General features: G+C 41.0%; 12 protein-coding genes and 2 tRNA genes. 4 read left to right on the top strand and 10 right to left on the bottom strand.

Features of this window, described 5'->3' with window-relative positions; genetic code table 11:
- Positions 1-30: 30 nt before the first annotated feature.
- The 5 genes from LZP46_RS13875 to LZP46_RS13855 all read right to left on the bottom strand — a co-directional run bounded on the left by LZP46_RS13875 (position 31) and on the right by LZP46_RS13855 (position 4516).
- Positions 31-342: a hypothetical protein gene (locus LZP46_RS13875; protein ID WP_019838218.1), complete on the bottom strand. Its 312-nt coding sequence runs from the start codon at positions 340-342 to the stop codon at positions 31-33.
- Between the two features lie 190 nt (positions 343-532).
- Entirely contained in the window at positions 533-1561 is a 1029-nt protein-coding gene (locus LZP46_RS13870) for an IS701 family transposase (protein ID WP_180062524.1), read from the bottom strand.
- Positions 1562-1580: 19 nt separating this feature from the next.
- Positions 1581-1844, bottom strand: a complete 264-nt coding sequence (locus LZP46_RS13865; RefSeq protein WP_236094143.1) for a hypothetical protein — start codon at positions 1842-1844, stop codon at positions 1581-1583.
- 199 nt (positions 1845-2043) lie between these two features.
- A complete protein-coding gene (locus tag LZP46_RS13860) occupies positions 2044-2931 on the bottom strand; it encodes an SDR family NAD(P)-dependent oxidoreductase (RefSeq protein ID WP_019838217.1) in 888 nt (295 codons plus the stop codon).
- A 307-nt stretch (positions 2932-3238) separates the two neighbouring features.
- Positions 3239-4516 carry an O-acetylhomoserine aminocarboxypropyltransferase/cysteine synthase family protein gene (locus tag LZP46_RS13855; RefSeq protein ID WP_236094142.1) on the bottom strand — a complete coding sequence of 426 codons (1278 nt, stop codon included), beginning with the start codon at positions 4514-4516 and terminating at the stop codon, positions 3239-3241.
- Positions 4517-4797: 281 nt separating this feature from the next.
- On the opposite strand from LZP46_RS13855, the gene ettA reads away from it, so the two are divergent.
- Positions 4798-6459, top strand: coding sequence for an energy-dependent translational throttle protein EttA (gene ettA / locus LZP46_RS13850; protein ID WP_236094141.1), 1662 nt, complete (start codon positions 4798-4800; stop codon positions 6457-6459).
- 128 nt (positions 6460-6587) lie between these two features.
- Here the strand turns inward: ettA and LZP46_RS13845 are convergent, their stop codons facing one another.
- From LZP46_RS13845 to LZP46_RS13825, 5 genes are all read right to left on the bottom strand, one after another.
- Positions 6588-6929 (bottom strand): hypothetical protein, encoded by a 342-nt coding sequence (locus LZP46_RS13845; RefSeq protein ID WP_236094140.1) that lies wholly within the window; start codon positions 6927-6929, stop codon positions 6588-6590.
- A 152-nt stretch (positions 6930-7081) separates the two neighbouring features.
- A tRNA-Glu gene (locus LZP46_RS13840) sits at positions 7082-7157 on the bottom strand.
- 36 nt (positions 7158-7193) lie between these two features.
- A tRNA-Ala gene (locus LZP46_RS13835) sits at positions 7194-7269 on the bottom strand.
- Between the two features lie 57 nt (positions 7270-7326).
- Entirely contained in the window at positions 7327-8835 is a 1509-nt protein-coding gene (gene gltX, locus LZP46_RS13830) for a glutamate--tRNA ligase (protein WP_230245482.1), read from the bottom strand.
- Positions 8836-8976: 141 nt separating this feature from the next.
- Complete coding sequence (locus LZP46_RS13825) at positions 8977-9264, bottom strand: hypothetical protein (protein ID WP_236094139.1); 288 nt, start codon at positions 9262-9264, stop codon at positions 8977-8979.
- A 506-nt stretch (positions 9265-9770) separates the two neighbouring features.
- On the opposite strand from LZP46_RS13825, the gene LZP46_RS13820 reads away from it, so the two are divergent.
- From LZP46_RS13820 to ftsL, 3 genes are all read left to right on the top strand, one after another.
- Positions 9771-10784, top strand: a complete 1014-nt coding sequence (locus LZP46_RS13820) for a sulfate ABC transporter substrate-binding protein (RefSeq protein WP_230245481.1) — start codon at positions 9771-9773, stop codon at positions 10782-10784.
- A gap of 197 nt (positions 10785-10981) precedes the next feature.
- Positions 10982-11893 carry a 16S rRNA (cytosine(1402)-N(4))-methyltransferase RsmH gene (gene rsmH / locus LZP46_RS13815; protein WP_236094138.1) on the top strand — a complete coding sequence of 304 codons (912 nt, stop codon included), beginning with the start codon at positions 10982-10984 and terminating at the stop codon, positions 11891-11893.
- Between the two features lie 11 nt (positions 11894-11904).
- On the top strand, positions 11905-12234 hold the full coding sequence (gene ftsL, locus LZP46_RS13810) for a cell division protein FtsL (protein ID WP_372238848.1): 330 nt from the start codon (positions 11905-11907) through the stop codon (positions 12232-12234).
- The last annotated feature ends 8 nt before the right edge of the window (positions 12235-12242 follow it).

Genomic DNA, 12242 nt, shown 5'->3' with positions numbered 1-12242 from the left:
CATTTTTATATACAGATTTTTTGATGGATTTTAAATCAACGGCACAATCCAGCTCACTAAAATCAGCATGATTCCCAAATGCCCAAGTTTACGTGTCACTGCCACTAGTTTTGATGGTGGTGCTTCAAGTTGGCGAGCATATTCCTGAAGATTTAAACCTTGTGAGGCTTTGCTGCTAAATAAAAATACGCCTAAATCAATACAAATTAAAATCGTGCCTACATCGGCAACAACCTCTAAGAGTTCATATTCTTGCTGATAAAGCGCCGTTGCAACCTGATAACTTAAAAATAAGGCAAAGGCAAAACAGCCATACTGTAAAATGAGGGCTAGTGCTCGCATAATCCATTCAAAATACTTGAAACAGCTGTGTTATAGCATAAAAATAAGGTGCAATTGAATGTTTTGTTATGGTTGAGATTGTGGATCTTAAATAAGCAATTAACGGATTAAGCCTTGCAGAACAAAACTTGTGGCAATACTGCCTGCTGCCAATTTAGACATGAAATAACTGTATAGGACTTACGCACTATTATTTATAGATTCTCTGTGGTAGCAGATGATTTTTATCGAGAATAAAGTCATCAATGAAGTTTTTGATAACTGGTCTAAATAATTTCTTCTGCCAACGATATACATTTTCAAAGATCCGCTCAAACTGGTTCTTTTGTATCTCGACGTAGGCCATCAAGGCTGAAAAAATATGATTCAAAATCAGTTTAGATCGTCTTACTTGAAACTTTTCAATATGACAAACCTGTTTAATCACCCGGTGATATTGCTCTATTTTCCAATGACTTGAATGTAATTCATGAAAACCCTCAAAGGACAATAAATCATCTTCATCTTGATGCACAATATAAAACCTCTGCTGTTCTTTTAACTGAGTCTTAAATAATTGTACAAAGCCAAAATCTTTGAGCCAGACCACTTGACCCAGATGGAAATTTGGCAATAAACGCAGTTGAAACCATTGTCCTTTTTCTGGGGAAACCTTACGGTTACAGTCGATACCAAACATAAATCGAATACCATATTTTCTTATGGTTTTTAGATTTCCAGTCGATGAATACCAACTATCACCTGTAATAAATTGAATCTTTGCCCCCCAACTGAGTACTTCACTTAACATATCCATAAAGTAATCATTCTTGGTTTTACTTTCAGATTTGTCATAAATTCGGAAATTAATTGGAATATTTTGACCATTCTGATCTGTCGCATACAAGGTAATGAGATTAATACCCTTGACGGATCGGTGGTGTTTGCCTGACCAAAAATAGCTAACCAAGTCCATATGTTGACTATAGGGTTTATCTAAAACAGTATCATCAATACTGACTATAAGTTTATTATTATCAATATGTTGAATTGCTTCTTGATATAGGTCGTGAGGTGTGTAGTCTTCACGTTCTAGAAAGCGATTTACACTATCATGCGAGATGTTATAAGTCTCGGCAAGTTGTGTGCAGCTAATAGAGTTCGGTTCTGTCATGAGAAAGCCCATATAAATGGGTAATGTACAAGTTGCTGTAGAAGCATGTTTAATTCGTCTGATCACAGATACTTTATAAAGTATTTTAATACTTTTTTGAATCCGTCAATGCGTAAGTCCTACTGTAATTAGAAGAGGCAGAAACTTCGGACATCGCACCAGATGAATGCGACATGGACACGGCAAGTTGGCTGCGATAGCCCAATTCGACTAACAAGACCACCAGGCCTGTCAGTGTCATCACTTGAAATGTGTCTACATGATTGCGCGTAAGCTCAGTATATAAGTGATAAAAACTTAAGCCCGCAGCAGAAAAACAAAATAGCTTAAACAGATACAGAGTTTTCATGTGTTGTACCTTTCATTATTGTAATGTCATTTTGAATGCTATTTCTTAAACCAATATTAAAATCACATGAAAAGTTGCGGCTGCACAATTTAAAAATTGTTGAAGTGATGTTGTATTGTTGTGCGCTGTTCAACCTAAGCTGTAAAAACAAATAGGCGATCCGTAGATCGCCTAAAGCAAAACTTGAATTGTGTATAAATTACCAGTGTTCACCTGGGAACAAGCGTGCATATGCCTTTTGTACCCAGTTCAGTTTTTGCTGCTCGCCTACAGAAGCGGAAGAGCTTGGGAATAGGTTATAACCAATCGACATAAGTTTGTTGTTGATGTCTGGTGCAATCGCATATGTGATTGAAGCCAAACGACCCAAGTGTGTCGCAATTTTCTTCGGACGTTTCACAATCGCATAGGCAATTAAATCTGCTGCTTGCTCAGGTGAAAGGGTGGGTACGTACTTGTAAATTTTGGTTGGTGCGATCATTGGGGTACGAACCAGTGGCATATACACTGATGTAATCGCAATTTTGTGTGTATGCGCTTCTGCAGATAGACAGCGACTAAACGCATCTAGTGCGGCTTTAGATGCCACATAAGCCGAGAAGCGCGTTGCGTTGGCTAATACACCAATCGAGCTGATATTGATGATGTGACCATCTTTGCGGTGCATCATCTGCGGCAAAATATTTAGTACTAAACGTACAGCACCAAAATAGTTGAGCTGCATAGTACGTTCAAAGTCGTGGAAACGATCAACCGACTCGTGTACTGCACGACGGATTGAGCGGCCTGCGTTGTTAATTAAAATATCAATATGATCGACAGAGGCGAGAATTTGTTGCGATACGGCATCAATAGAGTCCATATCGTTTAAATCGCAAGGGAAAACTGAAGCTTTGCCACCACGTGCTTCAATTTCAGCTTTGACTTGTTCAAGCGTTTCCTGAGTACGTGCCACCAAAAGCACATGCGCACCTGCATCGGCTAGTTTATGTGCTACGGTTAAACCAATACCACTCGATGCACCTGTAATAAGGGCAACTTTACCATTTACACGCTTTTGAAAAAGTTTCTCTAATTTTGGCTTCACGCTAATATTCCTGATTTTGATTCCTGAGTTGTCATTTTTATTGAAAGTGCCGATTCAAATTTTAGATTGAATTTGAACTGTTTTCCTTGGCTTTATGATAGCCGATTTCACAAAAAAAGCTATGCAATAAGTGGTTGAATTTAAAAATGAATATAGAGTAATTGCTCTATTTTTGTGATTTGTATATCTTTATTTTTACCATGAAATAAAGCTAATGCAAAGACATACAAAGAAAAATTAAAATAAAAAAGCATCCTGTTGAAATTAATCAGCAGGATGCCAGTACAAAGCTTGAACTGATGAGTTCTTATACAGCTGCTAAAGCTTGCTCTAAATCGGCAATTAAGTCATCGGCATGTTCAATCCCGATGGACAAACGCAACATATCTTCACTCACACCAGCCGCTTTGAGTTCATCTGCACTCAACTGACGGTGAGTGGTGGTCGCAGGGTGGCAAGCTAGACTCTTTGCATCGCCAATATTGACCAAGCGAGTGAATAATTGCAGCGCATCAATAAAGCGAGTTCCGCCCTCTCGACCATCTTGCACGCCAAAAGACAGAATTGCAGAAGGTTTGCCTTTTACATATTTTTGCGCCAACGCATGTTGTGGGTGATCTTTTAAGCCTGCGTAATTAACCCATTTCACTTTTGGATGTGCCTGTAAATATTCCGCGACTTTTTGCGCATTTTCAGTATGGCGTTCCATACGCAGGCTTAAGGTTTCTAAACCTTGTAAAATCAGGAATACGTTATGCGGGCTAATCGCTGCACCTGTGTTGCGTAGCGGTACCACACGTGCACGTGCAATAAATGCCGCAGCACCTAACGCTTCTACATAATTAACCCCGTGATAGCTTGGATCAGGTGTATTTAACGCTTTAAAACGCTCAGGATATTTGCCCCAAGGGAATTTGCCGCTATCGACTATAATGCCGCCAATAGACGTACCGTGACCGCCTATATATTTGGTCAGTGAGTGAATAATAATGTCTGCGCCAAAATCAAACGATTTTTGCAAGACAGGCGTGGCAACGGTGTTATCCACCACCACTGGAATGCCATATTCGTGTGCAATTTTTGCAATCGCTTCAAGGTCAATAATATTGCCCAATGGGTTGCCAATTGACTCTACAAAGACCAGTTTGGTTTTGTCATCAATCAGGTCGCGCAAGCTTTCAGGCTGTTGATAATCGAAGAAACGCACCTCAATGCCTTGTTTAGGCAAGGTATGGGCAAATAGGTTGTACGTACCGCCATATAAAGTTGATACTGAAGCAATGTTGTCGCCTGCTTCGGTAATGGTCTGAATGGCGTAGGTAATTGCAGCCATGCCTGATGCTAAGGCCAAGGCTCCAATCCCGCCTTCAAGCGCTGCAACACGTTGCTCCAACACCGCAGTGGTTGGGTTCATAATGCGGGTGTAAATATTGCCTTGTACTTTTAAATCAAATAAATCGGCACCATGTTGCGTATTATCAAAGGCATAAGAAGTGGTTTGGTAAATCGGCACAGCCACGGCTTTGGTGGTTGGTTCTGGGCTATAGCCTGCATGAATGGCCAAGGTTTCATCTTTATAGGTCATGTTTACTTCATCTTCGTGAGTTAAATTGGCTTGAGTCTAGCATTTTTCAATATGAAAGAAAGCGTCAAAATGCTGCAATATTTAGCTGTAAATTTGATATAGCAGGCAAAAAGTCCTGTGCTTATCCGCTGATCGCTAGAGTTGTAACAAAGCATGCAAGATGTTTGAGGTGTCTTATTTTTTCTCTGTATTCAGGTATAATACCCGATTATTTTTTCGCTCATTAGAGCAGGGGCTGCTCATCTGAGCCCCAGATTTGGTTTTCTATTGAGGAGTCCTACGTGGCCCAATATATTTATACGATGAACCGAGTGTCGAAAATGGTTCCGCCTAAGCGCGAAATCCTGAAAGACATCTCTTTATCATTTTTCCCAGGTGCGAAAATTGGTGTGCTTGGTTTAAACGGTGCAGGTAAATCGACGTTGCTCCGTATTATGGCGGGCGTAGACAAAGATTTCTCGGGTGAAGCACGTGCGCAGCCAGGCATCAAAATTGGTTATCTTGAGCAAGAACCACCACTAGACCAGAGCAAAGATGTACGCGGCAACGTGGAAGATGGTGTGCGTGAAGCTTTAGATGCTTTAGAGCGTTTAGACCAAGTTTTTGCAGAATATGCAGATCCAGATGCAGATTTCGACAAACTTGCAAAAGAGCAAGAGAAGTTAGAAGCGATTATCCAAACTTGGGATGCACACAACCTGAACAATCAGCTTGAACAAGCAGCGGCAGCATTAAATTTGCCAGCTTGGGATGCTGATGTTAACAAATTATCGGGTGGTGAGCGTCGTCGTGTGGCTTTATGCCGTTTGTTATTGTCTAAACCAGACATGCTGCTTCTAGACGAGCCGACGAACCACTTGGATGCAGAATCTGTATCTTGGTTAGAGCGTTTCTTAAAAGACTTCCCGGGTACGATTGTGGCAATTACCCACGACCGTTACTTCTTGGATAACGTTGCAGAATGGATTTTAGAACTTGACCGTGGACATGGTATTCCATATCAAGGTAACTACTCTTCATGGTTAGAGCAGAAAAATAACCGTTTAGAGCAAGAACAGAAGCAAGAAGAATCTTTTGCTAAAGCCTTGAAAAAAGAATTGGAATGGGTACGTTCTAATGCGAAAGGCCAGCAAAAGAAAAACAAAGCGCGTATGGAGCGTTTTGAAGAGCTTAACTCGCGTGAATTCCAACAGCGTAACGAAACTTCTGAAATTTATATTCCACCTGGCCCACGTTTAGGGAACAAAGTGGTGGAAGTGGAAAACATCAGCAAGTCATTTGGTGATCGCTTACTTTACGAAAACCTTTCCTTTACTATGCCGCCTGCAGCGATTGTGGGGATTGTCGGTCCAAACGGTGCAGGTAAAACGACTTTATTCCGTATGATGACTGGCGAACAGCAACCAGATACGGGCAGCGTGACTTTAGGTGACTCGGTAAAAGTGGCTTATGTCGGTCAGATTCGTGACACTCTAGACGATGACAAAACTGTTTGGGAAGAAGTGTCTGGCGGTTTAGACATTTTGAAAGTGGGCGATTATGAAATCGCATCTCGTGCCTATATCGGTCGCTTTAACTTCAAAGGTCAAGATCAGCAAAAACGTGTGGGTCAATTGTCGGGTGGTGAGCGTAACCGTTTACAACTTGCAAAAATCCTACAGCAGGGCGCTAACGTGATCCTGCTGGATGAACCATCGAACGACTTGGATATCGAAACTTTACGTGCACTTGAGGATGCCATTCTGGTATTCCCAGGTACTGTGATGGTGGTATCGCATGACCGTTGGTTCCTAGACCGTATTGCAACGCACATCTTGTCATTCGAAGGTGAGCAACCAGAATTCTTTACAGGTAACTATACTGAATTCGAAGAATATCGCCGTAAGAAATATGGTGATGATCTGGCAACCAAACGTAGCAAATACCGTAAAATTGGCGCTTAAGTCTAAAAACTTGAGTTCTCATTAAAAAAACCAGCCGAGAAGGCTGGTTTTTTTATATTTGCTCGATGATGTGGTCTTGTGATCAATCTAGCAACATTTTTCTTAATCTAGATGTAGACCAGTGAGGTTTAAACTTCCCACTCATGTGAACATTCACGGCACTTCCATTTTTTTTGCGACTGCATAAAAGCCTGCATGGAAATTTTAAAATCAGGCAAATCACGGTAGAACAAGAAGCCTGCAATCACACACAGCACAAATACCGCTACTGTAATGCTTTGTAAGGTCGTGCCTGCGCCATCGCCAAAAATCCACATGGCAATACTAATTAAAACCAGAAGTAATAATACAAATACCGCAGGAATGAGCATCACCAAGCTTTTAGGCACAACAGGACGTGGCGTTGCTTGACCTGCCTGTGCAACAGGCATGATTTTTGGGCTTTGACATTTAGGGCATCGGTATTGCATTACAACTCCAAAATTCTGATCTAATTGTTATTCTAACGAAATGTGCGACAAATAAAAAACAGTCTGTCAGAAAACAGGGCAATAAAAAAGCCCAAGTCGTTGCTTGAGCTTTATTATAAGATGAAGATAAGTGATTATATTCATCTTGAATATGGCGTCCCTACGGGGATTCGAACCCCGGTTACCGCCGTGAAAGGGCGATGTCCTAGGCCTCTAGACGATAGGGACTTGATGAGGCAACACAGGTAAAGCCTTATTTAAACTTGGTGGAGTCAAGCGGGATCGAACCGCTGACCTCTACAATGCCATTGTAGCGCTCTACCAACTGAGCTATGACCCCAGTCTGTGTGAGCGCAATATTAGGGCTATTGCGTTCACACGTCAACAAAAAAATGAATTAAGCTGGATCAATTGCATCATTTTTCGGCAATTTGATGCTTTCATTCAGTTTTTCCCAGACTTTGACTTCTTTTTTGCTTGGGCCGCCTACAACTTCTAAGGCATGACGCAAACGTGCAAAAGTTAGGTCAGGGCCAATGGTGACCATGGTTTGCATGACTGGCGTAGATGCGGTTGAACCTGCAATTGCAATAAAGAACGCAGGCATGAAATCACGCAATTTGACTTCCATTTGGTTCGCTAAATCCATCAGGGTTTGGCTCACCGTGTCGTTGTTCCAAGTAAATAGACTTTCTAAACGCCAAATTGCAAATTGCAAGCTTTGACGCACTTGTTCTTCAGACAGTTTTTTACTTTCAAACTGTTCCTTGCTTAAGCTTGGGAAATGGTTGAAGTAATGTGCAGACCAATTGACCGCTTCTGAGAGTAAATGAATACGCGGTTGAATCGCGGCAGCAATCTCTTCCAATTTGGCTCGATCTGCTTTCCAAGCCAATAAGGTATCTAAGAGCTCAGCAGGTGAAAGTGCTTTAATCCATTGACCATTCAGCCAATTGAGTTTTTCTACATCAAAGATAGGGCCGCCCAGTGAGACACGTTGAATATCAAAGTGTTTAATCATTTCGGCTAAAGTGAATTTTTCACTTTCATCTGGCATTGACCAACCCATGCGACCTAAATAGTTCAACAGAGCTTCTGGTAATACACCAATGTCTTTGTAGTAGTTGATTGAAGTCGGGTTTTTGCGTTTAGATAATTTTGATTTGTCTGGGTTACGCAACAGTGGCATGTGACACAACACAGGCATATCCCAACCAAAATATTGATAAAGCAATTGGTGTTTCGGTGCCGATGGAATCCATTCTTCACCCCGAATCACGTGGGTAATTTGCATCAAATGGTCATCGACCACATTTGCCAAATGGTAAGTTGGCAAGCCATCGGTTTTGAGCAGAATTTGCATATCGACTTGCGCCCATGGAATTTCCACTTCACCGCGCAGCATATCATTGAATTTACATACGCCTTCGGTTGGCACTTTCATACGAATGACATGCGCTTCGCCTGCCGCTAAACGACGCTGCACTTCATCTGCTGACAAGTTTAAACCACGACCATCGTAGCGCGGGCTTTCACCACGTGCTTGCTGTTCTGCACGCATTTGATCGAGTTCTTCGCTAGTAGCGAAGCAATAGAAAGCATGTCCTTGTTCAACCAATTGCAAGGCGTATTGCTTATAAATATCCATACGTTCAGATTGGCGATACGGTGCATGCGGGCCGCCTACATCTGGACCTTCTGCCCAATTTAAGCCTAACCAACGCAATGAATCCAAAATCATTTTTTCAGATTCAGGGGTTGAGCGCAGTTGGTCAGTATCTTCAATACGAAGAATAAATTCACCACCGTGTTGTTTGGCAAAACATAAGTTAAACAAGGCGATATACGCTGTTCCCACGTGCGGGAAACCAGTAGGAGAAGGCGCGATACGGGTACGAACAGTCATAAGCAAAAATTAATTCAAAATGTAAATTACAACCATTATAACGAAAAAGCCCAAGTACTTAATGTTAAATTCAACATTCTGTACTTGGGCGTTTCAACTGCATTTGAAAAGGGGATCAAAGGCAGTGAATTTAATGCAGAGTTATGAGTTGTCTTGCGGGAATAAGGCTTGTACGAAACGGCTAAAACGCTGATTTTGCAAGGCAAAGAAATTTTGTGTTGGAGCAAGATGAATAGAAGTCAGCACCTTTAAATCATTATTTGATTCAAACTTTTGCTTGTCTGCCTGTTTTTGTTGGGTAAGGGCTTTTTCAATTAAAGAGCCTTTTTCCGCAGTTAAATGGGTCTTACTTTCAGTAGACTTGATCACAGCACTGTGACTGACTGTACTTAAGCTGAGTAATGCTGCGCATATGAGTTTAGATTTCATCTTGATTCCCCCCCTTTCCTTTATGAATGAACTCACAATTTATAAATTGTTTTAATCACTTAAATATTTAATCACAAAAACCTTAACAAAAGCAGATTTGCGTCACACTCTTAATAAGATCTTTATCATTATTTACTCACTATATACCGATTTTTCAGATGAGCTTTGATTTAGAACATGTTGTAACAAACAACTGTGGAGATATCGTGAAGATTTTTACAAAAGTCACAATAAAATAGTTTTGAAGCGGGTTTGATTGCTGTGATGTCGCTTATTTTACCGTTGAGTCTAAAAACGGATCAAAGTTTTATTCACTTTTCATATATCTAATTCATAAAAAGGTATAAATTTGGAATAAACGCTGCATCTTAAATTAAATTGATTAAAAACAATTAATTAAAGCTAAATTATTTGAATTTAATCATTTTTTGCATGTTTTTTACAAATTGCGCAGCGCCTAAGCATTGCATATATTGAGTGATAGATTAAAAGTGATGTGTGTTGTAATGAAAACTCAATTGAAAGCTTTATTGGCTGCTGCTCTATTGGCAACAGGTTTTGCTGCAACGACTGCTCAGGCTGCAGATCGTCAGTTTTTAAATGTATCGTATGATGCAACCCGCGAATTTTATGATGAATTTAACAAGTCGTTTGGTCAGTACTGGAAAAAACGTACAGGTTTAGACGTCAACTTTAAACAATCGCATGGTGGTTCGGGTAAGCAAGCGCGTTCCGTGGTCGATGGTTTAAAGGGCGATGTTGTAACTTTGGCATTAGCGAATGATATTGAAGAAATTGTAAAGTCAGGTCAGATTCAAGCGGGTTGGCAAAAAGAATTTCCTCATAACTCTGCGCCTTATACCTCGACCATCGTCTTTATGGTGCGTAAAGGCAATCCGAAAAAGATTAAAGATTGGAATGACTTAACCAAACCGGGCTTACAAATTATTACCCCAAACCCGAAAACAGGTGGTTTGCCGCGTTGGGTGTATTTGTCGGCTTGGGGTTATGCAGAAAAGCAACCGGGCGGTTCTAAAGCCAAAGCGCAAGAATTTGTAGGTAAGATGTACCACAACGTAAAAGTGATGGATTCGGCAGCACGTGCATCGATGACCACATTCGCTGAACGTGGCATTGGTGATGTGTTGTTGACTTGGGAAAATGAAGCCCTTGTGACTTTAAAAACCTTAGGCAAAGACAAGTTTGATATTGTTTATCCATCTATTTCTATTTTGACTGAACCTTCGGTGGCAATTGTAGATCGTACAGTAGAAAAAAATGGCAATAAATGGTTGGCGAAAGGTTATATCAACTATTTGTATTCGCCTTTAGGTCAGGAAATGGCGGCTAAACATTTCTACCGTCCACGTAATGAAAAAGTCCTTGCAAAATATGCTGCACAATTCCCGAAATTAAAAACTTTCACCATTGATGAAGTGTTCGGTGGTTGGGAAAATGCACAAAAAACCCATTTTGTGAATGGTGCAATTTTTGACCAAATTTATAATGCTAAGCGTTAAACAGATATTCATTTTCGGCTAATCTTTGATTGGATTGGCGTACAAAAAAATCTCTACGGAGATTTTTTTGTTCTTTAAAAAAGTCAAAAACGGTTTTCCCTATGAAAAGTAATATTTATCTACAAAAAGACGTTTGGAGCTTTGCCAAAACAAGGTAATAATGTGCAGTTAAATTTTAGCTGTATTGATTGAACCTTATGTCGCATATTTCTGTATTACTTCATGAAACTGTTGATGCCGTGTTGGCAGATCGCAATACAGGAATTTATGTCGATGCTACCTTTGGACGCGGTGGACACACGCGTTTGTTATTATCCAAATTGGATGCGCAGGCGCGAGTCTATGCCTTTGATAAAGATCCACAAGCTTTGGCTGTGGCAGCAGAATTGGCGCAGCAAGATTCTCGCTTTCAAATTATTCATGCCAGTTTTGCCGATATGCAGCAAGCGTTAAATGATTTGGGTGTCACTCAGGTCGATGGTGTGATGGCTGATTTAGGCGTGTCGTCACCACAGCTCGATCAGGCAGAACGCGGTTTTAGCTTTATGAAAGATGGCCCGCTTGATATGCGTATGGACAATTCGCAAGGCCCGACTGCAGCAGAGTGGTTGGTGGATATTGAAGAAGAAGCCTTAGCCAATGTGATTTTTCAATATGGTGAAGAGCGCTATAGCCGCCGTATTGCCAAAGCCATTAAACAGGCGGGTTATATTGAAACCACTGCACAATTGGCTGAAATTGTAAAAGTTGCCCATCCGAAGTGGGAAAAAAACAAACATGCTGCAACGCGTACTTTTCAGGCAATTCGTATTGCGATTAATAAAGAATTAGAAGATATTAAAAACTTCTTGCCACAGGCGGTTGAGGTGTTGAAACCCGAAGGTCGTTTGGCTGTAATTAGCTTCCATTCTTTGGAAGATCGTTTAATTAAACAGTTTATTCAAAAAGAATCGAGCTTGCCTGAAGATTCAGGTTGGGGCTTGCCACAACAGCAACAAGATACACGTCGATTGAAAAAAATCTTACGTGTACGTGCTAGTGATGAAGAAGTCAAAGCCAATCCACGCTCACGCAGCGCATGGCTACGTGTTGCAGAACGATTAGCTTGAAAAGGCCAATAATGAAAACTGAAAGCGTTGAAAAAAATCAATCTCAAGTGCGACTGAAAAAAATGGTCGCCTATTTTATTTTATTGGCGCTGGTGTTTATCAGCGCGATTATGGTGGTGTTTCAGGTGTTTGAATATCGCCATGATTATCGTGAGCTGAGTTCTTATATGCGCGAGCGAGATGACTTAAATGCCGAGTGGGGGCGTTTGTTAATTGAACAGCAGACCTTTGGTGCAACTGCCCAAATTGGCACCCGTGCGGTGACGCAATTGCGCATGTATTCACCGCCTGCACAGCAAACGGTGGTGATTTCTTTGCCTACAACTTCAGCACAACAATAAGGCGAGTT

It is taken from the genome of Acinetobacter sp. SCLZS86, from assembly GCF_021560715.1.
Lineage (GTDB): Bacteria > Pseudomonadota > Gammaproteobacteria > Pseudomonadales > Moraxellaceae > Acinetobacter > Acinetobacter towneri_A.
The sequence above is the reverse complement of the archived record's forward strand: the minus strand, read 5'-3'. Positions and strand labels throughout refer to the sequence as shown.

Excerpts from the sequence above, each read along its gene's own strand:
- LZP46_RS13875 (WP_019838218.1), bottom strand. The coding sequence starts at position 342 with ATGCGAGCACTAGCCCTCATTTTACAGTATGGCTGTTTTGCCTTTGCC.
- LZP46_RS13865 (WP_236094143.1), bottom strand. The coding sequence starts at position 1,844 with ATGAAAACTCTGTATCTGTTTAAGCTATTTTGTTTTTCTGCTGCGGGC.
- LZP46_RS13855 (WP_236094142.1), bottom strand. The coding sequence starts at position 4,516 with ATGACCTATAAAGATGAAACCTTGGCCATTCATGCAGGCTATAGCCCA.
- LZP46_RS13845 (WP_236094140.1), bottom strand. The coding sequence starts at position 6,929 with ATGCAATACCGATGCCCTAAATGTCAAAGCCCAAAAATCATGCCTGTT.
- gltX (WP_230245482.1), bottom strand. The coding sequence starts at position 8,835 with ATGACTGTTCGTACCCGTATCGCGCCTTCTCCTACTGGTTTCCCGCAC.
- LZP46_RS13825 (WP_236094139.1), bottom strand. The coding sequence starts at position 9,264 with ATGAAATCTAAACTCATATGCGCAGCATTACTCAGCTTAAGTACAGTC.
- LZP46_RS13820 (WP_230245481.1), top strand. The coding sequence starts at position 9,771 with ATGAAAACTCAATTGAAAGCTTTATTGGCTGCTGCTCTATTGGCAACA.
- rsmH (WP_236094138.1), top strand. The coding sequence starts at position 10,982 with ATGTCGCATATTTCTGTATTACTTCATGAAACTGTTGATGCCGTGTTG.
- ftsL (WP_372238848.1), top strand. The coding sequence starts at position 11,905 with ATGAAAACTGAAAGCGTTGAAAAAAATCAATCTCAAGTGCGACTGAAA.